We start from the raw sequence: 21,318 nt of genomic DNA, 5'->3' as shown, positions 1-21,318 counted from the left end.
CATTCCTCACAGTGCTAAACCATCAAAAACCTAGCTGGTCAGGCTCACCCCAAGCAGGCGTACACCCAATTCCTGCAGCCGAATACTGATATCGCTCAGGGTGCGCGTTTTGGTCTGATTAGCTTGCGCCAGCAGCAATGCAGCACCCGCTTGCGCGGCGACCAGTTGGGCATCGCGGTTGTTGGTCAGCGGCGAAGTGTTGAGGATCACTACGTCAAAGCCTTGGCTCAAACTGCTCAGTTGGGTTTGAAAGTGGGGCTTGCTGGCCAGTAGCTCCTGGGGGTTGGGCACCGGTGTACCGGCACCAATTACCTGCAATGCGCGAATACCTTCAATTGCGCTTGGTACCAGCGCTGAGCGCCCTGCGAGGCTATCGCTTAAGCCGGGTGCCATAGGGTCCAGGTGAAACAGCGCCTGCAACTGGGGCTGGCGCAGATTGCAGTCCACCAGCAGGGTATTGATACCCATCTGGGCGAAACTGATGGCGAGGTTGGCGCTGGTCAGTGCAATGGTTTCCGCTTCATCGCAACCCACTAGTGCCAAGGTGGTCTGCTGTTGGTTGTTGAAGTAGCGCAGCAATAGTTCACTGCGCAGGCTGCGCAATGCCTCTGCTTGGGCGCCATCTGGCTGGAAGAGGGCGACCAAACGCTTGTCCAACAGGCTGTGTTTGCCCGGAGGTGTGGTATAGGCAAATTGTTCGGCCAAAATCGCTTGCACATCCTCGGCGCTGACCAGGCCCAGCTTTAGCGCCGCATCGCCAAACCGCAGCCCATAGGTTTTTTGCGCCGTCAGAATCTCAGCGAGGTCCTTGGTGGCCAACTTCCCGCTGGCCACCAGCATCGGCCCCATTTTTTGCAGGCTGGCTGAGACGCTTGGCGCGGGTATGGCTTGGGCAAAATCATTCATGCTTGTGCCTCCGTGAGGGGAGAAAGGCGTCGGTTGCCGGGAATCACCGCTAGTACACGCAGCCCCAACCCCTGTTCCAGGTCGCTAACCGAGCGGATGCGCGGGTCGAGCCATTCGCTGCCAAGGGCGATAGCAACACCGGCCATCAAACCCATTATGAGCGCGAGAAAAAGTGTGAGTGGGGGTTTAGGGCTGGTTGGGCGATTGGGCACTTGCGCGCTGTTGAGCACCGCTATATCGGTAGCGGCGATTTGGCTTTCCAGCCGTGTTTGCGCCGTGCGTGCGAGGGCAGCTTCATAGGCCGTTTGGGCGTTATCGGCCTCGCGTTTAAGCAGGCTGAGCTCATTGCGATTGCGGCTCAGTTGCAGCACCAGTTCTTTTTGCGTGGCCAGCTCGGCGGTGAGCTGCTCTTCTCTTAATTGGGATAACTCTACGGAGGATTGCAGGCTGCCGCTAATAAGTTCCAGCATGCGGTTCATCTGCTTTTTGAGCGTATCGGCTTCGCTGCGCGCTTGCAGATATTGGGGGTGGTTTTCGCCCACTTGGGTGCTCAGTTCATCGAGCCGCGCCTGGGCTTGCGCCAAGTCAGTAGCGAGCTTCTGGATTTGGGGGTTATCGAGCGCGCGGGTTTCCAGCCGCCCCTGTTTGGTATTGGCAATCTGGTCGCTGCGGCTTTGGGAGTTGAGCCGCTCGTTTTGGACCGCAATCAGCATGGAGGATAGTTCCGCCAATTTGGCCGATTCCAAATCCAGCCGGTCGGATGAGGCGAGTATGTTGTGCTGTTCCTGATAGCTGGACAGGGCGTTTTGTTTGGCGATGAGCTCGGCGCGCAAGCCGGTCAGTTGCTCGTTGTACCAGAGGGTGGTCTGTTTGGCTGGCTCTACACGCAGCTCCAGATTGGTGACCACATAAGCCTGCGCAAAGGCGTCTGCCACTTGTGCGGCGAGCTGCGGGTCTTGCGCGGTAAAAGTAATGCTCAAGACGCTGCTATCGCGCTTGGGAATCACGTTCAACCCTTTGGCGAGAAAGGTGAGTATGCGGCTCTGGTCGGGTACTGTATCGCTAGTCAATTTGGTTGCGTTGATTACTGTGGGCGACTGGTGCAGTGCCAGTTGCTCAATCACCTTGGCGGCGACTGTGCGGCTGCGAATAATGTCGGCTTGGGTGGCAATGTAGCCGCTGGTCAAACGCGCCGGCTGCGATTGCCCACTGATGGGATCAAGCCCGCGGCCATCAACCAATAAATCGGTAGAGGCGGTATAGGATTTGGGGGTCAGCAAAATCACCAGTAGTCCGGCTGCCAAGGCGAGCAAAATACTGGCTGTAATCGCGTGTTTACGTGCGACTAAAATCCCGATAAATCTGTGCAAATTCATCTTACAGCTCCTCTTAGAAGATGCTTTCCTTAACCACCAGAACATCGCCATCCATAACTTGATCGTCGGGTTTGGCGCGCAGTTCCTGTACCGATCCATCCGCGCCTTGGCGGAAGAGTTTCACCCCGGAGTTACTTGCGCTAGCGGTGGGGCCGCCCCCGGCACTCAGTGCTTGGCGTACATTGAGCGGGCGATCCAGTGGGTACATGCCCGGCGAATGTACTTCACCATTGAGGTAAAAACGCCCGGCATTAGGCACATAGAGGGTGTCGCCGTTTTTGAGCCAGATAGTGGGTAGGGATTGATTTTGTGGGTTGAGTAATTGCTGCAGGTCGTATTCGATGCGCTCTTGGCTGCCGTCTTGGGCAAGGCGCATTAACAGGATGCGTTCACTGCCCGCTGCCGCAATTCCGCCCGCCCACGCCAGTGCTTGAGTCAGGCTGGTCGGCCCTTCCAGAACCAGCTTGCCGGGGCTGTTGACCTTGCCGAGAATGGCAACCGTCTGGCTGCGATACTGGCTGACCAGCACATTCACCTGCGCATTTTTCAGGACATTGTCCTGTTGGTAGCGCTGGGCAATCAGAGTGGCGGCCATGGCAGTGGTTTGCCCCGCAATCGCGATATTGCCCAGCAGTGGCACCAGCACCATGCCATCGCTATTAACCTGAGCTTCGGCGGCTAATTCCGGCTGGCCGTACACCTTAATGTGCACCTCATCGCCTGCGCCTATGCGGTAGGCCGCAGCGGGTGGAGTCGCTGTTTGCGCCTGTGCCAGCGTGCCGACTATGGCTATGCCAAGCGCGGCCGCCCACTTATAAAACGCCAAGTTCATGCGTTGTCCTTAAATTCCATGGCCGATCAGATTGCACATCTCAATCGGGGTGTGGGAAAGCATCACTGGGGCTACTGCAAAAGCGAGGCCTATTTGTTCAAAGCACCATAAAAAACGGAAAAACTGTGGTGCAGCGCAGAGTTTGACGCTCAACCTGTCAGCCCAATCCTCCTGGGGCTTGAGTGAACAGCCAAATTTTTTAGCCGATGTGTGTGTTCCTGCTTTGTTTTGGTGCGTATATGAATCTGATTGCTGTGTTGCATGAGTTTTTTGCGTGGAAGCTATTTGGGCGGCTGGTGTACAATGCCCGCCTAATTTTTCCTACTACCTATCCACACTCCCTCAGCCACCTCGCGCGGCTTGCAGGTCAACCCTAGGACTTATCTATGTTTGATAAAAACCAAACTATTGCTTCTTTTGATCCTGAAATCTGGGCATCAATCCAGAACGAAGGCAAGCGTCAGGAAGAGCATATCGAGCTGATCGCCTCGGAAAACTACACCAGCCCAATGGTGATTGCAGCACAAGGCACCAAGTTGACCAACAAGTACGCTGAAGGTTATCCGGGCAAGCGCTACTACGGTGGTTGTGAGTATGTAGACGTGACTGAAGCGCTGGCAATTGAACGCGCTAAAGAGCTGTTCGGCGCGGATTACGCCAACGTACAGCCACACGCAGGTTCACAGGCTAACCAAGCGGTTTACGCGGCACTCTGCGCACCGGGCGATACCATTTTGGGCATGAGCTTGGCACACGGCGGCCACCTGACGCACGGCGCTAAAGTGAGTTCATCGGGCAAGTATTACAACGCCATCCAATACGGTCTGAACCCGGCGACTGGTTTGATCGACTACGACGAAGTTGAGCGTTTGGCGGTAGAGCACAAGCCAAAAGTGATCGTTGCCGGTTTCTCGGCTTACTCGCAAGTAGTGGATTGGCAGCGTTTCCGCGACATCGCCGACAAAGTAGGCGCTTACCTGTTTGTGGATATGGCACACGTTGCCGGTCTGGTTGCGGCGGGTCTTTACCCTAACCCAGTGCAAATTGCCGATGTAACTACCACCACCACCCACAAAACCCTGCGCGGTCCACGCGGTGGTCTGATTCTGGCCAAAGCCAACGAAGAGATCGAAAAGAAGCTGAACTCAGCCGTATTCCCCGGCGGTCAAGGTGGCCCTTTGATGCACGTTATCGCGGCTAAAGCGATCAGCTTCAAAGAAGCTATGAGCCCTGAGTACAAGGCTTACCAGCAACAAGTGGTAAAAAATGCCAAGGCGATGGCGAAAACCTTCATTGAGCGCGGTATCAATATCGTTTCTGGCGGTACTGAAAACCACCTGATGCTGGTTGACCTGATCGGCAAATCTTACTCTGGTAAAGATGCAGACGAAGCTCTGGGCAAAGCGCACATCACCGTGAACAAAAACGCTGTACCAAACGACCCACGCTCTCCGTTTGTGACCTCTGGTATCCGTGTAGGTACGCCAGCGGTGACCACGCGTGGCTTCAAAGAAGCCGAGTGTGTGCAATTGACCCACTGGATCTGCGATATCTTTGCAGCGCTGGAAGCGGGCAATGCGGATGAAGTGATTGCCAGCGTAAAAGCGCAAGTGGCTGAGCTGTGCAAGAAGTTCCCGGTGTACGCTGAATAAAGCACACGCAATACCATAGGTGGCAATGGCGGGGCTGATTCATCTGGCGCCGATCATGTTTCACTTATAACCAAAAGGCAGCCGCAGGGCTGCCTTTTTTATTGCGCCCTTATTGGCGCTTATTACTACATCTAAAAACGTGTTTTCTCATAATCGCCTTCCTATTTTTAATTACTATTTAGTGAGAATTGTCTGCAAATTAGATTTTGTTTTCACGATGAGTAATAAAAACTCGATATTTTGATCGTTCTGGCTTATTTTTAATCAACCTAAGCAGCACTCTGGTGTCATTCATGGCGCTTCCCTCATCTGGCAATTTCAAGCGAATCTATCTGGCGTTAAGTGCCATATTGATTATCGTGTTGGTCTATCAAATCACCCGCGAAGGCGCCCTGTTACAGCCTAACCAGCAGTTAGAACAAATATTGAACGAGCAACCGCCGTTGAGCACCGATCCCGCCACCAACCCGGTGCTGGCCAATGCCAACCGCGAGTTAGCGCGTGCGCAGCAGGCTTTGGCATCACCCGCTACCCGGTCAGCTGCCGATGGCAGTACCTCAGTTACCGCAAAACCTGCAGCTACAGTGCCCGATGCTTGGCGCATGGCAGATTCAACTCCCAACATGCCGCTGCCGCAAAGTGTGTCGGTCTATGAGCCTGTGTCGGTCGATATGCAGAATCCGGCTTATCCCGAAGCGGGGCAGCAAACCAGCGTGACGCTGCCCGGCGGCGAGCGGCTGCAGGTGAATGTGGAAGCGAGCAAAACCAATCCCAATGGCGATTATTCCTGGCGCGGTCATTTGGACGGTCATGGTGATGAATTCCCCGTAGTGATGACTTACGGCGGCAACTCGGTATTTGCCACCGTGACTACCCCCAACGGCAGCTACACACTGGAATCGGTCAATGGCAGTGGTTGGATTTATAAAAACCCGTCGGAGTTTGAGTTGTCGCAACCGGGCAGCAATGATTATTTAGAAATTCCACACGGGCATGAGCACGAGTGAGATATTTAAATCAAGGGCAAAACAATTTTTTTAGCGGAGGCAGGCGGTAATGCGTAAGAAAACATAACAGCAATGCGGTGTGGCTTTAATGGATGCGCATCAAAATTTGGAAAATGGTTTCCATCTTTTGTTAATCACGGAGGGTTTTCAGTAAAGTCTACAGAGAGAATTTTATGAAACCCTATGCTCAAAAACTCATTCGTATTGTTACCACTGCATTACTGTCAGCAACCGCATTACCTGCGCTGGCCGCTTCCACTGCAATCGATGTGTTAGTGGTGTACACCAAAGGTGCTGCCAACTTATACGGCGGCGACCCTACCACTCGCATTAATCAATTATTTCAAGTCACCAATCAAATCTATGCCGACAGCGGTGTGGATTTGGAAATCCGTGTTGCGAAAACCCTGCAGGTGGATTACACCGATGACAACAATGCAGAAACTGCACTAAACAATATCACCTTCAATCAGCACGCTGCCTTTAGCGGTGTTGCAGCCGCACGCGAACAAGCGAAAGCTGACATGGTGCTCTTTTATCGCCCTTATATGACTTCTCATGGCAGCTGTGGCGTGGCCTGGGTGGGCGGCAGTAATGGCGCTATGAGTGCGGGGCATAAGGCGTATATGTTTGCGCACGTGGCAATAAATTCCTGCGGTGATTTTGTGACGGCGCACGAGTTGGGTCACAACATGGGTTTAAAACATTCGCGCAAACAGGATGGCATTGGCGGTGTTTTGCATTACGCCTTGGGTCACGGTGTGGTGAATTCGTTTACCACTGTTATGGCTTACCAGAATGAATTCAATGTGGATTACTGGAATGGCAAAGTATATAAATTTTCCAACCCCGATATTATCTGCAAAAATAATTTGCCTTGCGGCGTTGATCGCAACAACACCAGTACCGGTGCAGATGCCCGCTATGCGCTGAATATTACTGCGCCGCAAATTGCGAATTTTTATGCCGGTGCCCCTGCTTCTTCAACTGCGTCAACTTCTTCATCCAAAGCCAGTTCTTCATCCAAATCCAGCGCAGCGCTTTCTTCCAGTAAATCGTCAAGCTCAGCCAGCAGTGTTAATACCGGCGATGCGCTGGTACTAAAAAGTAAAGTGGAGTCTGCCCGTGCCGTGCATTCAGCTGCTGCCGCAGTGTTAGCTGCTAATAAACTCTCCATCACCGAAAAAATGGCTGCGGAACGCGTGGCTAAAACTGAATTGACGACTGTTACCAGAACTTTGACTACGGCAACGCGAGGCTACGAAACTGCAGTTGTGAAATACAATGCTTTGGTTGCCAAGGTGGAGCCATTGCAAACCCAGTTGAATACCGCAATTGCTGCTTATAATTCTGCCGCAACAGATGCGGCCAAGGCGTCCCGGTTAACGGCATATAACAATCTGGTGACCAGATACAACGCGCTGCTGGAGCAAATTGGTGCGGCTGCGTCAGCAGTAAATACTGCACAACAACAAATTGCGCCCGCCACTGCAGCAGTTGCGACTGCCACCAATATTTACAATGCAGCAGTTGCCGCAACTACTGCAGAAAAAGCCAGAACCGCTGATTTAACAACTGCGGTCGCCAATGCGTTGGCTGCATTTAAAGCGCTGGATGTTGAATACAAGGCGGCACTCAGGTTGTGCAAATGTACGGTGTAGCCTTGATGCGCTTGTCGCGCAAAGGTGAATGATTTTTTAGCTGTCTGATTGACTCAGTTGTTGCCCGGTTTATGCCGGGCTTTTTTTTGAGGGCTATAGTTTGTTTACATTGAGCCAGAGTTCTGGCCTGTGCACGGGTGTATCTGGATGCATTTCCGGATTCGGAATGCGCAGAATAAGACGATTGGCAAGATTGGTGCGGTTTAGGGCGTCCTTAATCAGAGTGTTGTTGAAAAATAATAGATCGAAACTGCCATCCGCAATGGCCAATTCCAAACCTTGGTTGAGCTTGTGATGTAAGGCGCGATTGTCTTTGCGAACATAGAGATACATCGCATAGGGGTAGATCAACAGCAGTCTTTCTTCGACTTTTAAATTCAATGTAGGGTGGCTGGCGATCTCTGCCCAGGGTTCATGAACTGCACGTGGAAAATAATCAAACCTGCCGCCGTCTAACATATAAAACAAGCTGGGGTACTTTACCGCTTTGACCACCGGCAAACCGGCTGCTTCCAGAACGCGGGTGGAACCCCAAAGTGAGCCCATGCCGGCGTGCAAGGATTTTAAATCGTCGAGGTTGGATACGGCATCGTATTTAGGTTGGTCTTCACGCCTAATGAGAAAGACTCTATGACCTAGCAAGCCTTTTAACAGGGGGATACGGACGGGCAGCATTCGTTCATCTAAATCTTTTGATGAGCCCGCCCACAGCAAATCCAAAGAGCCGTCTTCCACTCCCGAGGCCCAGCGGCCTTCCGGTATGACTTCGTCTAACTGTTCAATCTGAACGTTAGGATCTACTTTTTCCAAGGCGAGTTTAAGTAGCGAAAAAATAAGTTCTTCTTTTTCCCCTTCAACCTTATTTATCTTTAATGTTTCTGCGGTAGCGAGGGGAGCGAACAGCACTATGGCAGTGATAAGGGATAGCAATCGACCCGACATAGAATGACCTCATGCTGGCACAGAGTTTTATAGGAAGCAGCCAAAAGCCCCAGTACCAACGGGGATTTTGGCTGGCGAACAAATTCCGCTTATGGTTTCACTGACTTACCTACCGTTAAGCGAGTGAAAGTCACGCTGGTATAGTCACCAGCCGCTTTGTCCTTTTCCCAGTCGCCGGTACCCGGGCATGCTGCATACCAAGAGCCAGCTTGATCGGCTGAGCTACATTGGTTGTATGCACCGGCTTTAAAGTACATGGCATCGCCCAGGTAGCCATAGGGGTGGTCTTTCGGGTCTACCTTGCCATAGGCATCAACATTGTTGGCAAGATTGATTTCATATTTGACTGTTTCGTGATTGGGCGAGCTGAAGGTGAGGTACATAATGTCTTCGTGCACATTGATTACATAGCTAAATTCTTCACCTAAGGCTATGCCTTTATCACCTGGGTCCTCTGGGTTTTCCCAAGTGTTGCCCCAGATGGGGTAAGCGATATCGATGCGGTTGGGATTGTCTTTGGCAAGATTGCGTTCGTAGTTCCAAAACACCGAACCCTTGGCGTGATTTGGCCACTTTTTGTAATAAATTTTGATGGGTTCATTGCCCCAGCCAAAACCGGTTTTCTTCTTCAGTTCATCAGAGCCCTTGTCAGCATGAATTTGCCCGACAACCACTGAATAGGCTGGGGGTTTGTTGCCATATTTCGCTCTTGTCGCCACATGATCAACATACAGCGTGGCTTCTAGCTTGCCGCCGACCATGGCGAATTTACGCGATAGCGGGTGAGTCTTTATTGCAAAGTTATTGCGTGGGTCGTGTGTACCAATTTTTGTTTTGGTGCCGCGCAACATTTGGCGCAATTCACTGCGAGTATTGGTTGAACCGGAAGTTGTGGTGGCAACATTGGGCGCGACAAAAACCATATGTCCCTTTTCATTCAAATAGAAAAAATCGTTGTGGCTGTATTTTTTTATTTGTTTCACATCGATTTCATCGACCTTGCCATCACTATTGGCATCCATGGGCAAGGTGAGTTTCCATTGGCTGAGGTCAAACTTGGTGGCAGGTACATTTGAGTCGGCAGCAGTTGCTACTACAGGGAGCAGCACCAGTGCTCCCAGCGTGGATGTCAAAGTGGAATTCAGCCATTTCATTTTCATAGATCACCTTTAGTCGTTATTTTTTTGCTCAATCTGCTAAGCAAAAGATAATTTCAACATGCTCTAAGAGTGCTGCACCCAGTTAGATATGGTTGCCAGCTTTGGTGTGGTTTCGCTTGTCGAGAGCATAACCAAACCCAATACGCGCTCTTATGTACACTAGTTGGTTTACGCGTGTTTTCCATTATTTAATGATGAAAACTACGGTAAAAGGGTGGATTAAAAGCTCCAGATTTTATGCGGTATATCTGGAGCTTTTTTAAACGAGTCAGATCAAAAAACTATTATTTGGCAAGTTCCGCGACTCTTACGTCTGAGGTGCTGCTGTCGTAAGTAAGTGCGGTGGCGCCGATTGTTGCACCACTGAGATCAGCACCTACAGCGTAAGATTCGAAGTTATCTTCATACACTATGGTTGTGCCGGCTTTATCAGAGTAGAGCTTCACATCGTCTACATAAAAAGCTTTGCTTGAGGTAATGACAGCCGAGTTGTCTGCAAGTCTGAATGCAACCGCTGAAACCCCGCCAACCGCAGTGCTGGACGCTGGATACGAAAGAGCATTGGCGGTATCGCCATCGATAACAATAGTCACCGTCGCTTGTGCGGTGCCAGCATAATCCCAGGTGATCGCAATAGTTTGCCAGGCACCGGGTTTGAACGGCGTATTAACGGTAATGCCCGCTTGGTCGCGAATACTGAAAGCTGAGGTTCCAATAAGGAGGTCAAGAATTGCCCGGCCACTGCTAGTGGAGTTGGCGGAGTTAAACAACGTAATGTAAGCGTTTTTTTCAACTCCATTTGAATCTACGAGATCGGCATCTTTCAAGAAAGACAGGGTTAACTTACCTTGGAGCTGGTCATCGCCCGGGATTACAAATCGCAATTCACCTGTGTCACCGGAGTTAGCGTCGTAAATCTTGGCTACTTTTGACAGGGCGGCGGCGGAGCTAGAGCTAACTGCCACCGAGCTAGGTGCTGCAGAGCTAACCGCTACGGAGCTGGGTGCTGCAGAACTGACTGCCACCGAGCTAGGTGCTGCAGAGCTAACAGCCACAGAGCTAGGTGCCGCAGAGCTTGGTGTGCCTGGATTAACCGGTGCAGGTTGATTTAAACCGCCACCGCACGCACAAAGTACGCTGCTTAGGCCGAGTACAATAAGGGCTTGAGTCTTTTTCATGTTGCTACCTTTAAGGATTATTGGAATAGGTATTGATGTTTTGATTGATAACATCGCTTATATTGGTATTACCAAATATCAATATAAATTGTCTTTGTTGGTAATAATTTAGGATCCTAAGGGCTTTTTACGCAAGGTACAACCGAAAATTATCTTCCTTCTAGATTATTTGGTAACTAGAAGATAGGTGAAATGTTAAAAGATATGCATCATTGGCAGCCTTCTTGGTCATTCCAAAGAGGTATTTTTGTATTACAGGTTGTTGGGGTGAGGCGGAGTTGGAATGGCAAACGGCTCATGCGCCGGTAACCAAGGGATGGCGTGCGCCAGCTTAAAAGGTGGGGGTAAGTCCGCCATTAATCTAGCGGGTGCGTGCGAGTCAGAATTGGCTGATTTTGTGCTAGTATGCGCCCACTTTATCCATCGCTGGGGCCGATGATCATGCATTGTCCGTTTTGTAGTGCGGAAGATACCAAAGTTATCGATTCGCGCCTGGTGGCAGAGGGCGATCAGGTTCGCCGCCGCCGCGAGTGTTTATCCTGCCATGAACGTTTCACCACCTTTGAAGTGGCTGAATTGGTGATGCCGCGCATCATCAAGCAAAACGGCACCCGCGAGCCCTTCGATGAAAACAAACTGCGTGCCGGTTTATTGCGTGCGCTGGAAAAACGCCCGGTAAGTATTGAGGCTATTGAATCGGCCATTAACCATATCAAACACTATTTACAGGCGACCGGCGAGCGCGAAGTGAAAGCCTTGTTGGTCGGCGAAAAAGTGATGGAGCAATTGCAAAAGCTCGATGAAGTTGCCTATGTGCGCTTCGCCTCTGTGTATCGCCGCTTTAAGGATTTGAACGAATTCCGCCAGGAAATCGATCGCCTCGAACAGCAACCCGAAAGCGACTAATTTTTTGATGACCCTATCCGCAATTGATTTTGAATTTATGGCGCACGCGTTCCGTTTGGCGGAGCGCGGCCTCTACACCACTACGCCCAATCCGCGGGTCGGTTGTGTGTTGGTAAAAGACGGGCAGGTGATTGCGGAAGGCTGGCATATTCGCGCCGGTGAAGCCCATGCTGAAGTCAATGCGTTACTCGCGGCGGGCGACAAGGCGCGCGGCGCAACTGCGTACGTCAGCCTTGAACCCTGCAGTCACACCGGTAAAACCGGCCCTTGTTCGCAAGCGCTAATCGATGCCGGTATCGCGCGGTTGGTCTATGCCATGGAAGATCCAAATCCTCTGGTCTCGGGCAATGGTATCGCCATGGTACGCGCCGCTGGCATGCAGGTCGATGGCCCGGTGTTGGAAGACGATGCACGCGCGCTCAACCCAGGTTTTGTTCGGCGCATGGAGCGCAAGCTGCCTTATGTGCGCTGCAAAATGGCGATGAGTATCGATGGCCGCACGGCCATGGCATCCGGCGAAAGCAAATGGATCACCGGCCCCAAAGCGCGCGCCGATGTTCAGCGTTTGCGCGCCCGCTCCTGTGCGATTGTTTCAGGTGTCGATTCTATTTTGCAGGACAACGCCTCGCTCACTGTGCGCGTGGATGAACTGGGTTTGCCCAATGCCGACGAAGCAGCGGCGAAACAACCCTTGCGAGTGATTCTGGATTCGCAACTGCGCACACCGCGCAACGCCTTGATGTTTAAACAATCCACCCCGATATTGCTGGTGCATAACGGCAAGGTTGATGCGGCGCAATTACAGGGCTGGCCGGATTTTGTCGAGCTGATTGCCCTGCCGGGCAAAGATGGCCGCATTGATTTAACTGCGCTCTTGCGCGAACTCGCCAAGCGGCACTGCAATGAAGTGTTGGTCGAAGCGGGTGCAACACTTTCCGGCAGTTTTTTACGCCGAGGCCTGCTCGATGAAATCATTATGTACATGGCGCCAAAACTGCTCGGCAGCAATGCGCTGCCGCTGTTTAATTTGCCACTCGATACTATGTCGGCCGCGCTCTCGCTGAAAATTAAAGATATTCGCGCCGTTGGGCGGGATTGGCGTATCACTGCCGCGCCCGACACTGAATACTAAATAGGTAATCTTTTGAACGACCAAGCTCCCGACTCTTCGCCGAATCCAACTTTGCCACAGGCCGACAATACCGCTGCGCTAAGCAAACGTTTTTGGGCGTTTATGCTCGATGCGGTCTTTATGATGATCGCGCTGATTATCTTGATGCAATCCATGGGGCTGCTGGATCCGGCCAGCTCTAATGATATGCAGCTCGCCCAGAAAGAATTACAGGAGCGGGTAAATGCTTTGTCTGATTCGCAAAAATCCCTGCTGGCGATTTCGCCCTTTATCATCTTTTTTGTCTTGCACGGATTTCTGTTGCAGCAATATGGCCAAACTATTGGCAAGCGCATGATGGGCATCGCGATTGTCACGCTGGATAATCAAAAGCCCACGTTTTTACTGTTGATCGTCCAGCGCTATTTGTCGCAATGGATCATGGGCATGGTGCCGGTAGTGGGTATATTTTTGCGGCTCGCCGACATACTGTTTATTTATCGCGCTGACCGCCGCTGTATCCACGATCATCTCGCCAAAACCAAAGTGATTGATTTGCGTATTCCTGCTAGTCAGGGCAAGCCCACTAGCATCATCGTATAATTTTTGGCAGCACCGCCTCCGAGGTAAAACTATGTTCACCGGCATTATCGAAGCCATCGGCGAAGTGGTGGCGTTACAACCCAAAAATGGTGACCTGCGCCTACGCATCAAAACCCACAATTTGAATCTGGGCGATGTTCATTTGGGTGACTCTATCGCCACTAATGGCGTGTGCCTGACGGTGGTGGAATTGCCCGGCGATGGTTACTGGGCGGATGTGTCGCGCGAAACATTGGATAACACCACCTTGCCCGGCTGGAAAGTCGGCCAGCGTGTCAACTTGGAAAAAGCTCTCACGCCGCAAACCCGGCTGGGCGGCCATATTGTCAGTGGCCATGTGGATGGTGTAGGTGAGGTGGTCATCCGTCAACCCGATGCGCGCTCTGAGCGCTTCCGCATTCGCGCACCTAAAGCATTGGCAAAATATATCGCCCACAAAGGGTCAATCACGGTGGATGGTACTAGTCTTACCGTTAACAAAGTGGATGGCGCTGAATTTGAACTCAATATTGTCCCGCACACACTGCAGTGGACGATTATGGATAGCTACAAAACCGGCACCCAACTCAATCTGGAAGTCGATGTACTGGCCCGTTATCTGGAACGCTTGATGCTCGGCGACAAAGCCGCCGAAGGCGAAGGGCAGGGCATCACCCTGGAGTTTTTGGCGAAGAATGGTTTTGCGTGATTACTGGCAGATGTTGTGAGATATTAATGGCATAGTATGCCAATCGCGCGTCTTCAGGAGTTCAGATTATGCCAACTAGAAATATTGTGCTCACAGACCATCAAACCCATCTCATAGAACAACTTGTAGACTCAGGCCGCTACCAGAACGCCAGTGAAGTCTTACGTGAAGGGTTGCGTATGGTAGAGCGTCGCGAGCAGGAAGATGAGTTGCGTCTTGCGAGATTACGCGAGGCGGTACAGCTCGGAATTGATGATTTCGAAGCTGGTCGTTTTCAGTCTTTTGATTCAACCGAAGCGTTAAGCCGGCATTTGAAAGGGTTGGCGGATGAGGTAATCGGAAGCTAATGACACCAACCAAATGGACGCTCGAGTTTTCGTCCTCAGCATTAAAGGACTATCAGGATATTTTGGCTTGGACACTCGATAGGTTTGGTGCACAGCAGGCCAGAGTCAACGCCCGAGCAATCGAGTCCGCTTTTCAGGAATTACATCAGGGGCCTGATGTGGTGAGCCTTAGATGGCGACCCGAATTGGGTGTTCGCGTCGCCAGCCTGCATGTGGCTCGCAACGGGTATAAAGGTCGGCACATGATTATTTTTAGCCTGCCAGCGTTAGAAGACGAGGCGGTGATCAGAGTGCTGAGATTGCTTCACGACAGTATGGATCTGCAGCGGCACCAGTTATTTACTGATGCAGAATGATTTGTTTTTGAGAATTGACTATGCAACTCAACACCATTGAAGAACTGATCGAAGATCTGCGTCACGGCAAAATGGTCATCCTGATGGATGACGAAGACCGTGAGAACGAAGGCGATATCATTATGGTCGCCGAACAGGTGCGCCCGGAAGATATCAACTTTATGGCGACCCATGCGCGCGGGTTAATTTGCCTGACGCTCTCGCCGGAGCGCTGCAAGCAGCTGGAATTGCCGCTGATGGTGAGCGATAACAAATCCCAGCATTCGACTAATTTCACCTTATCAATTGAAGCCGCTGAAGGTATAAGCACCGGTATTTCGGCGGCTGACCGTGCGCTCACTGTACGCACCGCGGTAAAAGCGAATGCAAAACCGAGCGATATAGTTCAGCCCGGTCATATCTTCCCCCTCATGGCGCAACCCGGCGGTGTGATGAGCCGAGCTGGCCATACCGAAGCGGGTTGCGATCTTGCGCGCTTGGCCGGATTTGAGCCTGCGGCAGTGATAGTAGAGGTGATGAATCCAGACGGCACCATGGCGCGCCGTGCGGATCTTGAGCGATTTGGCGAGCAACACGGGCTGAAAATCGGTACCATTGCCGACCTGATTCACTACCGCGCCACCAAAGAGCAAACCGTTGCCTGCATCAATACCCGCAAAGTAGAGACACTCTACGGTGAATTTGAGTTGCGCACCTATCGCGACTTGGCGCGCGGCGATTTGCATTTTGTAATGGTGAAAGGCGAAATCGACGCAGAGCCAACGTTGGTGCGTGTGCATGTGATGGATATTGCCCGCGATGTGCTGAGCCTCAAGCGCACCTCAGTCGCCGGTGGCAAAAGCTGGACCTATCAAGATGCGCTGCGCAAAGTGAGCGAAGAGGGTAAGGGTGTCGTACTGCTGATCTGCCACGACGAATCGACCAAAGAAGTAGAAGACAGTATTGATTGGCTGATCTCAGGCAAACAAATGCGCCGCAGCTCAGAGGTGCTCTACAAACAAGTAGGAACCGGCTCGCAAATCCTACGCGATTTGGGCGTGCGCAAAATGCGCGTGATGTCCGCCCCTATGCGCTATTCCGCGCTCTCGGGTTTTGATTTGGAAGTGGTGGACTATGTTTGCCCGGAGGGTGATTAACCCCTCCCCAGCCCTCCCCTTAAAAAAGGGAGGGAGCAGGGCGCGCTCCGAAATCAAGTAGGGAGTGAGGCTCCTCCCCCATGTGAAGGGGGCGGTTGGGAGGGGGTAAATGAATTTAAAAATTTGAAATCTTAAAGAGAAAATAGCATGAGCAATATCAAAGTTGTTGAAGGTGATTTTTCCGCATCAGCAGGCAAATACGCCTTGATCGTTAGCCGCTGGAATAGTTTTGTAGTGGAAAGTTTGAAAGACGGTGCATTGGATACCTTGCGTCGCCACGGTATCAAAGATGAATACATCACCATCTATTACGCGCCCGGCGCATTTGAATTCCCACTGACCGCACAAAAAATTGCTGCGAAAAAAGAATTCGATGCAATCATCGCTCTGGGGGCAGTAATTCGCGGCGGTACACCACACTTTGACTATGTCGCCGGTGAATGTACTAAAGGTTTGGCTCAGGTTTCCCTGCAATACGGTGTACCGGTAACCTTTGGTGTGTTGACGGTAGATTCAATCGAACAAGCTATAGAGCGCTCTGGTACCAAAGCAGGTAACAAAGGTGTTGAAGCTGCTTCAACTGCGCTGGAAATGGTTTCCTTGTTCGGCAAAATCTAATTTCGCTAAACGTTTACGCGCGAAATATTTTTTAGTTAGTATTTTATTTCATGCCTGCGCACGCAGGCATTCAAGTTCTTTATCAGGTAATTGTTCATGACTACTCCTTCAGGTCACGCCGGAGCATCCGCGCAAAAAGGCCACACCGCTGCAACTCGCCGTATGGCTCGCCACTACGCAATGCAAGCGCTGTATCAATGGCATATGACCGGCAACTCACTCAACTCAATCGAAGCGGAATTCCGCACTGATAACGACATGAGCAAAGTGGATGTGGAATATTTCCACGATATTCTCCACGGTGTGCCTGAGCATTTAAGTGAACTTGATGCGGTATACGAACCCTTCCTAGTCGATCGTTCACTGGTGGAGTTGGATGCAATTACGCGCGCGCTGCTGCGCCTTGCCAACTACGAATTTAAATTCCGTATCGATGTGCCCTACAAAGTAGTGATTAACGAAGCTGTGTCACTCGCGAAAAAATTTGGGGCAGAAGACAGCCACAAATTTATCAACGGTGTGCTGGATAAATCCGCGGCGGTATTGCGTTCGCTGGAAGTCAGTGCCGAGCGCAAAACACGTTAATGCGTTGGGCGGTCGTTGATCGCCCCTTACTTCAAATAATATTTCACTCTTCTAAAACGGCGTAACAGTGCCCAGCGAATTCCAACTCATCCAGCAATTTTTCCAACGCGAGCAAGCTGAACAGCCTGCGGAAGGTGTGTTGCTGGGCATTGGCGATGACTGCGCACTGTTGCAAATCCCTGCCGGCAAACAATTAGCAGTATCAGTCGATACGCTGGTTGCCGATGTTCATTTCCCAGCCGATGCAGAACCTGAACTAATTGCCGAGCGCGCGCTCAGAACGAATTTGAGCGATCTCGCCGCAATGGGCGCTGAGCCATTGTGGTTTACACTCGCATTAACCTTGCCCGAGGCCAGTGAAGACTGGCTGCGCAGTTTTAGCCGCGGTTTATTTAAGTGTGCACGTGAATACGGCATAGTTTTGGTGGGTGGTGATACTACATCCGGGCCTTTATCGATCACCATTCAAGTGATGGGTGCAACCCTGCCGCAACAAACATTGCGTCGCGATGGCGCCAACATCGGCGATTTTGTATTAGTCACTCATTATCTGGGCGATGGTGCAGCGGCATTAGCGGCGATCCAAAACACACAAGTGTTTACCGATGAGCACAGGGCCTATTTACACGAGCGTTTTTATCGCCCAACGCCGCGCCTGCTTGAATCGGCATTGATACGTGAATTTGCCAGCAGTGCGTTGGATATTTCTGATGGTTTAGTGGCCGACTTGCAACATATTTGTGATGCGAGTGACTTGGGTGCGGTGATTGATGTGGAAAATCTGCCGCTATCGCCTGCGTTAAAATCGTTAAATAGCGATGCACAAACCTATCAGTGGGCGCTCAGCGGCGGTGATGATTACGAACTGTGCTTCACTGTGCCGCCGGAAAAAATGGCCGATATCGCCATGTTGATCGCACAGGGAAAATTGCAGGCTACAGTGGTCGGCGAGCTGATTGCCGGCAATAAAGTCATCTGTGAGTATGAAGGTCAACCTTTTGCGCTCCCTCAAACTGGATATCAACATTTTTAATAATGAATACACCCAGCTTTAAACAGTTGTTGGCCAATCCCAATCATTTATTTGCATTTGGATTTGGCAGCGGCCTTGCTCCCAAAGCGCCGGGCACCTTCGGCACACTCGCCGCTATTCCCTTTTTTTTACTGCTGCAACATATATCCTGGCCGGTGTATTTAAGTTGGCTATTGGTTACCTTTGCATTGGGTGTGCTCTGGTGCGATCGCTCATCTAAAGCCTTGGGTGTGCATGATCATGGCGGCATTGTATGGGATGAATTTGTCGGCTTCTGGATTACCATGTTTATGGCGCCCGCCGGTTGGATCTGGATCCTGATTGGCTTCGTATTATTTCGCTTGTTCGATATTGTAAAACCCTGGCCAATTAATTGGCTGGATAAAAAAGTTCACGGCGGATTCGGCATTATGATCGATGATGTGCTTGCTGGAATTTATGCGCTGCTAGTCCTGCAGCTGATTGCGTTTTTTGTGAGGTAGTCGTGACTATTCGCTTTGTGGAATCTACCAAATTACCTACGCCATTTGGCATGTTCACCATGCACGGTTTCAGTGATGATGAAACAGATAAAGAACACGTGGTGCTGACGATGGGGGATTTGAGTGATGGAGAGCCATTGCTCGCGCGCGTACATTCCGAGTGTTTGACCGGAGATGCACTATTCAGTATGCGCTGCGACTGCGGCCCGCAATTGCAAGCGGCCATGCACAAAATTTCGGTAGTAGGGCGCGGCGTTATATTTTACTTGCGTCAGGAAGGGCGCGGTATTGGGTTGCTGAATAAAATCAAGGCCTACAATCTGCAAGACCAGGGTGCCGATACAGTTGAGGCCAATGAACAATTAGGTTTTGGCGCAGACATGCGCGATTACTCGATTCTTAAGCCCATGCTTGAACATCTCGATATCAAAGCATTGAAACTGCTCACCAATAATCCGCGCAAAGTAAAAGCGTTGCAGGATATGGGTATTAATGTGGTGGAACGCATCCCGCATCAAACCGGTCGCAATCCCCACAATGCCAAATACCTTGAAACCAAAAAAGGTAAACTCGGCCACTTATTTAACAGTGAAGACGACGAATAACTTCCAGTATTTTTTTGAGATGAAGACCATGACAAGAATAGCAATTGCCGGTGCCGCAGGCCGAATGGGTAAGGCGCTGATTGAAGCTACGCAAAAAAATCCACAAACCACATTGGGTGCCGCAACTGTGCGCGCCGGCAGCTCACTGATTGGTGTAGATGCCGGTGAGCTGGGCAATGTGGGCAAACTTGGTATCACACTGGTCGATAACATCGCCGCAATGATTGATCAGTTCGATGTGTTAATTGATTTCAGTTCACCGCAGGCGACACTTGATCACGTAAAAATTTGCGCCGCGCACAATAAGCCTATAGTGATTGGCACTACCGGTTTTAGCGCAAGCGAAAAAGCCGAGCTGCTCGCCTATCAAACACAAATTCCTTTATTGCTCTCAGCGAACTTTTCTACCGGCGTGAATTTGTGTTTTAAATTATTGGATCTCGCCGCGCGTGTGTTAGGCGATGAATACGATGTAGAAGTCTATGAGGCCCATCACCGTCATAAAGTTGATTCGCCTTCAGGCACCGCCGTGCGTATGGGCGAAGTACTCGCGAATGCGCTGGAGCGTGATTTGGAGAAGGTAGCCGTGTATGGCCGCGAAGGGCAAATCGGTGCGCGCCCGCGCGATACCATTGGGTTCGCCACTGTGCGCGGCGGCGATGTAGTGGGCGACCACACGGTGATGTTTATGGCCGATGGCGAGCGCGTGGAAATTACCCACAAAGCTTCCAGCCGTTTGGCATTCGCCAATGGCGCCGTGCGTGCGGCGGTCTGGTTGCAGCAGCAAAAGACTGGATTGTTTGATATGCAGGACGTTTTGGGCTTGCGTTAATTATTTTCAAAAACATGCAGGGATTTGATAATGGCTGGCTCCAGTTTATTAATGTTGATTGATGATATCGCCACTGTGCTTGATGACGTGGCGGTCATGACGAAAGTGGCCGCAAAAAAAACGGCGGGTGTATTGGGCGATGATTTAGCTCTCAACGCGCAGCAAGTTGCCGGTGTACGCGCCGAGCGTGAGTTGCCGGTAGTCTGGGCGGTTGCCAAAGGTTCGATGCTGAATAAAGTCATTCTGGTTCCAGCCGCATTACTGATTAGCGCATTTATTCCCTGGTTAATTGTTCCCCTGTTGATGGTCGGTGGCGCCTATTTATGCTTTGAAGGGTTTGAAAAACTAGCACACAAATATCTTCACTACAGTGCTGAAGATACCGCTCATCACCGCGAATTAATTGCAGCGGTAGTCAATCCTGAAGTCGATATGGTTGCGTTTGAAAAAGAAAAAATCAAAGGCGCCATACGCACAGATTTTATTCTCTCAGCTGAAATTATTGTGATTGCACTTGGCTCGGTAGCGGCGGCCACTTTTGCGCAGCAAGCCACAGTGGTGGTCACTATTGCCGTGCTTATGACGGTAGGTGTCTACGGTTTTGTAGCCTTAATCGTAAAGTTGGATGATATAGGCCTGCATCTGTGCGAAAAATCAGGCGCTGTCGCCCAATTTTTCGGCAACATATTATTGGCGGCTGCGCCACGTTTAATGAAACTGCTCTCTGTTGTCGGTACTGCGGCTATGTTTATGGTGGGTGGCGGTATTGTGACGCACAACATTCCTGTTATTCATCACGCGATTGAGCATATTGCTGTTGCAACTGAGCCGGTGGGCTGGCTTACATCGTCACTATTAAATGCTGGCGTCGGGGTGGTAATTGGGGCATTGGTGTTGGCAGTAGTAACCTTGGCTACAAAGTTATTTCGCAAAAGCTAATGTCGAGCTGAATTAGGGCAATATCCATTGGACAGTCGCGGGCGACTCCCGTAGAATTCGCGGTCAGATTGCGGCCGCCTGAAACGGCTCTGCACAAGAATACAAAACGGTTCGCACAAGAACATAAAAAGGCGAGATGAGATCAGAGTTTCATCTCGCTTTTTTACAACCAAACGTTTTACAGTCAGATCAATTTTGCCTTTGTACTCAATAACTTATCGCGCTGTCCACTTTATAAGTGTCAATGCGACCGTTTTTTTGAGCCTGAAAAAACTGAACGTCTGTGCGATTTGGATGACGAACCTACAACGATTTATTAGCTTGCTTTAAGGGTATCCCGCAGGGTTTGTGACTGCCGGTGTT

General features: G+C 50.9%; 23 protein-coding genes. 17 read left to right on the top strand and 6 right to left on the bottom strand.

All coding sequences use genetic code 11. The features are described 5' to 3' along the window. Window positions 1-30: 30 nt before the first annotated feature. Genes AC2CG4_RS18820 through AC2CG4_RS18810 form a run of 3 tightly spaced genes read right to left on the bottom strand, consistent with a single transcriptional unit; the run spans window position 31 to window position 3,114 of the window. The gene (locus AC2CG4_RS18820) at window positions 31-906 is read right to left on the bottom strand and encodes a tyrosine-protein kinase family protein (RefSeq protein ID WP_484487728.1); all 876 of its coding nucleotides are present in this window, start codon (window positions 904-906) and stop codon (window positions 31-33) included. Further along, window positions 903-2,282 carry a GNVR domain-containing protein gene (locus AC2CG4_RS18815; protein ID WP_484487727.1) on the bottom strand — a complete coding sequence of 460 codons (1,380 nt, stop codon included), beginning with the start codon at window positions 2,280-2,282 and terminating at the stop codon, window positions 903-905. Before AC2CG4_RS18815 ends, AC2CG4_RS18820 begins: the two co-directional genes overlap by 4 nt. A gap of 13 nt (window positions 2,283-2,295) precedes the next feature. Then, window positions 2,296-3,114, bottom strand: coding sequence for a polysaccharide biosynthesis/export family protein (locus tag AC2CG4_RS18810; protein ID WP_484487726.1), 819 nt, complete (start codon window positions 3,112-3,114; stop codon window positions 2,296-2,298). A 386-nt stretch (window positions 3,115-3,500) separates the two neighbouring features. Between AC2CG4_RS18810 and glyA the strand changes: the two genes are divergently transcribed. The 3 genes from glyA (at window position 3,501) to AC2CG4_RS18795 (ending at window position 7,434) form a co-directional block, all read left to right on the top strand. Beyond that, entirely contained in the window at window positions 3,501-4,766 is a 1,266-nt protein-coding gene (gene glyA, locus AC2CG4_RS18805) for a serine hydroxymethyltransferase (RefSeq protein WP_484487725.1), read from the top strand. Between the two features lie 293 nt (window positions 4,767-5,059). Then, window positions 5,060-5,773: a hypothetical protein gene (locus AC2CG4_RS18800; protein ID WP_484487724.1), complete on the top strand. Its 714-nt coding sequence runs from the start codon at window positions 5,060-5,062 to the stop codon at window positions 5,771-5,773. Between the two features lie 173 nt (window positions 5,774-5,946). After that, a complete protein-coding gene (locus tag AC2CG4_RS18795; protein ID WP_484487723.1) occupies window positions 5,947-7,434 on the top strand; it encodes a M12 family metallo-peptidase in 1,488 nt (495 codons plus the stop codon). A 93-nt stretch (window positions 7,435-7,527) separates the two neighbouring features. Here the strand turns inward: AC2CG4_RS18795 and AC2CG4_RS18790 are convergent, their stop codons facing one another. The 3 genes from AC2CG4_RS18790 to AC2CG4_RS18780 all read right to left on the bottom strand — a co-directional run bounded on the left by AC2CG4_RS18790 (window position 7,528) and on the right by AC2CG4_RS18780 (window position 10,714). Further along, window positions 7,528-8,376 (bottom strand): diguanylate cyclase, encoded by an 849-nt coding sequence (locus AC2CG4_RS18790; protein ID WP_484487722.1) that lies wholly within the window; start codon window positions 8,374-8,376, stop codon window positions 7,528-7,530. 89 nt (window positions 8,377-8,465) lie between these two features. Then, complete coding sequence (locus AC2CG4_RS18785) at window positions 8,466-9,536, bottom strand: polysaccharide lyase family 7 protein (RefSeq protein ID WP_484487721.1); 1,071 nt, start codon at window positions 9,534-9,536, stop codon at window positions 8,466-8,468. Between the two features lie 284 nt (window positions 9,537-9,820). Then, window positions 9,821-10,714 carry a hypothetical protein gene (locus AC2CG4_RS18780; protein WP_484487720.1) on the bottom strand — a complete coding sequence of 298 codons (894 nt, stop codon included), beginning with the start codon at window positions 10,712-10,714 and terminating at the stop codon, window positions 9,821-9,823. A 441-nt stretch (window positions 10,715-11,155) separates the two neighbouring features. On the opposite strand from AC2CG4_RS18780, the gene nrdR reads away from it, so the two are divergent. The 14 genes from nrdR (at window position 11,156) to AC2CG4_RS18710 (ending at window position 20,955) form a co-directional block, all read left to right on the top strand. Next, window positions 11,156-11,620, top strand: a complete 465-nt coding sequence (nrdR, locus tag AC2CG4_RS18775; protein ID WP_062063575.1) for a transcriptional regulator NrdR — start codon at window positions 11,156-11,158, stop codon at window positions 11,618-11,620. Between the two features lie 7 nt (window positions 11,621-11,627). Beyond that, window positions 11,628-12,752: a bifunctional diaminohydroxyphosphoribosylaminopyrimidine deaminase/5-amino-6-(5-phosphoribosylamino)uracil reductase RibD gene (ribD, locus tag AC2CG4_RS18770; protein WP_484487746.1), complete on the top strand. Its 1,125-nt coding sequence runs from the start codon at window positions 11,628-11,630 to the stop codon at window positions 12,750-12,752. A gap of 12 nt (window positions 12,753-12,764) precedes the next feature. Then, a complete protein-coding gene (locus AC2CG4_RS18765; RefSeq protein ID WP_484487719.1) occupies window positions 12,765-13,334 on the top strand; it encodes an RDD family protein in 570 nt (189 codons plus the stop codon). A gap of 31 nt (window positions 13,335-13,365) precedes the next feature. Beyond that, window positions 13,366-14,022: a riboflavin synthase gene (locus tag AC2CG4_RS18760; protein ID WP_484487718.1), complete on the top strand. Its 657-nt coding sequence runs from the start codon at window positions 13,366-13,368 to the stop codon at window positions 14,020-14,022. Between the two features lie 68 nt (window positions 14,023-14,090). Continuing rightward, entirely contained in the window at window positions 14,091-14,369 is a 279-nt protein-coding gene (locus AC2CG4_RS18755) for a type II toxin-antitoxin system ParD family antitoxin (RefSeq protein WP_484487717.1), read from the top strand. Continuing rightward, on the top strand, window positions 14,369-14,725 hold the full coding sequence (locus tag AC2CG4_RS18750; RefSeq protein ID WP_484487716.1) for a type II toxin-antitoxin system RelE/ParE family toxin: 357 nt from the start codon (window positions 14,369-14,371) through the stop codon (window positions 14,723-14,725). Before AC2CG4_RS18755 ends, AC2CG4_RS18750 begins: the two co-directional genes overlap by 1 nt. A 20-nt stretch (window positions 14,726-14,745) precedes the next feature. Beyond that, the gene (gene ribBA, locus AC2CG4_RS18745; RefSeq protein WP_484487715.1) at window positions 14,746-15,861 is read left to right on the top strand and encodes a bifunctional 3,4-dihydroxy-2-butanone-4-phosphate synthase/GTP cyclohydrolase II; all 1,116 of its coding nucleotides are present in this window, start codon (window positions 14,746-14,748) and stop codon (window positions 15,859-15,861) included. Window positions 15,862-16,008: 147 nt separating this feature from the next. Then, a complete protein-coding gene (gene ribH / locus AC2CG4_RS18740) occupies window positions 16,009-16,479 on the top strand; it encodes a 6,7-dimethyl-8-ribityllumazine synthase (RefSeq protein ID WP_484487714.1) in 471 nt (156 codons plus the stop codon). 96 nt (window positions 16,480-16,575) lie between these two features. After that, complete coding sequence (gene nusB / locus AC2CG4_RS18735; RefSeq protein WP_484487713.1) at window positions 16,576-17,064, top strand: transcription antitermination factor NusB; 489 nt, start codon at window positions 16,576-16,578, stop codon at window positions 17,062-17,064. 67 nt (window positions 17,065-17,131) lie between these two features. Continuing rightward, window positions 17,132-18,097 carry a thiamine-phosphate kinase gene (gene thiL / locus AC2CG4_RS18730; RefSeq protein WP_484487712.1) on the top strand — a complete coding sequence of 322 codons (966 nt, stop codon included), beginning with the start codon at window positions 17,132-17,134 and terminating at the stop codon, window positions 18,095-18,097. 2 nt (window positions 18,098-18,099) lie between these two features. Beyond that, window positions 18,100-18,579 carry a phosphatidylglycerophosphatase A family protein gene (locus AC2CG4_RS18725; protein WP_484487711.1) on the top strand — a complete coding sequence of 160 codons (480 nt, stop codon included), beginning with the start codon at window positions 18,100-18,102 and terminating at the stop codon, window positions 18,577-18,579. A gap of 2 nt (window positions 18,580-18,581) precedes the next feature. Then, complete coding sequence (ribA, locus tag AC2CG4_RS18720) at window positions 18,582-19,184, top strand: GTP cyclohydrolase II (RefSeq protein ID WP_484487710.1); 603 nt, start codon at window positions 18,582-18,584, stop codon at window positions 19,182-19,184. A 28-nt stretch (window positions 19,185-19,212) separates the two neighbouring features. Then, entirely contained in the window at window positions 19,213-20,016 is an 804-nt protein-coding gene (gene dapB / locus AC2CG4_RS18715) for a 4-hydroxy-tetrahydrodipicolinate reductase (protein ID WP_484487709.1), read from the top strand. Between the two features lie 30 nt (window positions 20,017-20,046). Next, a complete protein-coding gene (locus AC2CG4_RS18710) occupies window positions 20,047-20,955 on the top strand; it encodes a DUF808 domain-containing protein (RefSeq protein WP_484487708.1) in 909 nt (302 codons plus the stop codon). The last annotated feature ends 363 nt before the right edge of the window (window positions 20,956-21,318 follow it).

This window comes from Cellvibrio sp. ATLC23 (assembly GCF_057196725.1).
This window is presented reverse-complemented; position numbering and strand designations above follow the sequence as displayed.

Bases quoted from the DNA above. Each gene is read 5' to 3' on its own strand.
- AC2CG4_RS18790 (WP_484487722.1), bottom strand. From the start codon at position 8,376: ATGTCGGGTCGATTGCTATCCCTTATCACTGCCATAGTGCTGTTCGCT.
- AC2CG4_RS18755 (WP_484487717.1), top strand. From the start codon at position 14,091: ATGCCAACTAGAAATATTGTGCTCACAGACCATCAAACCCATCTCATA.
- glyA (WP_484487725.1), top strand. From the start codon at position 3,501: ATGTTTGATAAAAACCAAACTATTGCTTCTTTTGATCCTGAAATCTGG.
- nusB (WP_484487713.1), top strand. From the start codon at position 16,576: ATGACTACTCCTTCAGGTCACGCCGGAGCATCCGCGCAAAAAGGCCAC.
- AC2CG4_RS18750 (WP_484487716.1), top strand. From the start codon at position 14,369: ATGACACCAACCAAATGGACGCTCGAGTTTTCGTCCTCAGCATTAAAG.
- AC2CG4_RS18800 (WP_484487724.1), top strand. From the start codon at position 5,060: ATGGCGCTTCCCTCATCTGGCAATTTCAAGCGAATCTATCTGGCGTTA.
- AC2CG4_RS18760 (WP_484487718.1), top strand. From the start codon at position 13,366: ATGTTCACCGGCATTATCGAAGCCATCGGCGAAGTGGTGGCGTTACAA.
- ribBA (WP_484487715.1), top strand. From the start codon at position 14,746: ATGCAACTCAACACCATTGAAGAACTGATCGAAGATCTGCGTCACGGC.
- AC2CG4_RS18710 (WP_484487708.1), top strand. From the start codon at position 20,047: ATGGCTGGCTCCAGTTTATTAATGTTGATTGATGATATCGCCACTGTG.
- AC2CG4_RS18810 (WP_484487726.1), bottom strand. From the start codon at position 3,114: ATGAACTTGGCGTTTTATAAGTGGGCGGCCGCGCTTGGCATAGCCATA.
- AC2CG4_RS18780 (WP_484487720.1), bottom strand. From the start codon at position 10,714: ATGAAAAAGACTCAAGCCCTTATTGTACTCGGCCTAAGCAGCGTACTT.
- AC2CG4_RS18815 (WP_484487727.1), bottom strand. From the start codon at position 2,282: ATGAATTTGCACAGATTTATCGGGATTTTAGTCGCACGTAAACACGCG.
- AC2CG4_RS18795 (WP_484487723.1), top strand. From the start codon at position 5,947: ATGAAACCCTATGCTCAAAAACTCATTCGTATTGTTACCACTGCATTA.
- AC2CG4_RS18785 (WP_484487721.1), bottom strand. From the start codon at position 9,536: ATGAAAATGAAATGGCTGAATTCCACTTTGACATCCACGCTGGGAGCA.
- ribH (WP_484487714.1), top strand. From the start codon at position 16,009: ATGAGCAATATCAAAGTTGTTGAAGGTGATTTTTCCGCATCAGCAGGC.
- dapB (WP_484487709.1), top strand. From the start codon at position 19,213: ATGACAAGAATAGCAATTGCCGGTGCCGCAGGCCGAATGGGTAAGGCG.
- ribD (WP_484487746.1), top strand. From the start codon at position 11,628: ATGACCCTATCCGCAATTGATTTTGAATTTATGGCGCACGCGTTCCGT.
- AC2CG4_RS18820 (WP_484487728.1), bottom strand. From the start codon at position 906: ATGAATGATTTTGCCCAAGCCATACCCGCGCCAAGCGTCTCAGCCAGC.
- nrdR (WP_062063575.1), top strand. From the start codon at position 11,156: ATGCATTGTCCGTTTTGTAGTGCGGAAGATACCAAAGTTATCGATTCG.
- AC2CG4_RS18725 (WP_484487711.1), top strand. From the start codon at position 18,100: ATGAATACACCCAGCTTTAAACAGTTGTTGGCCAATCCCAATCATTTA.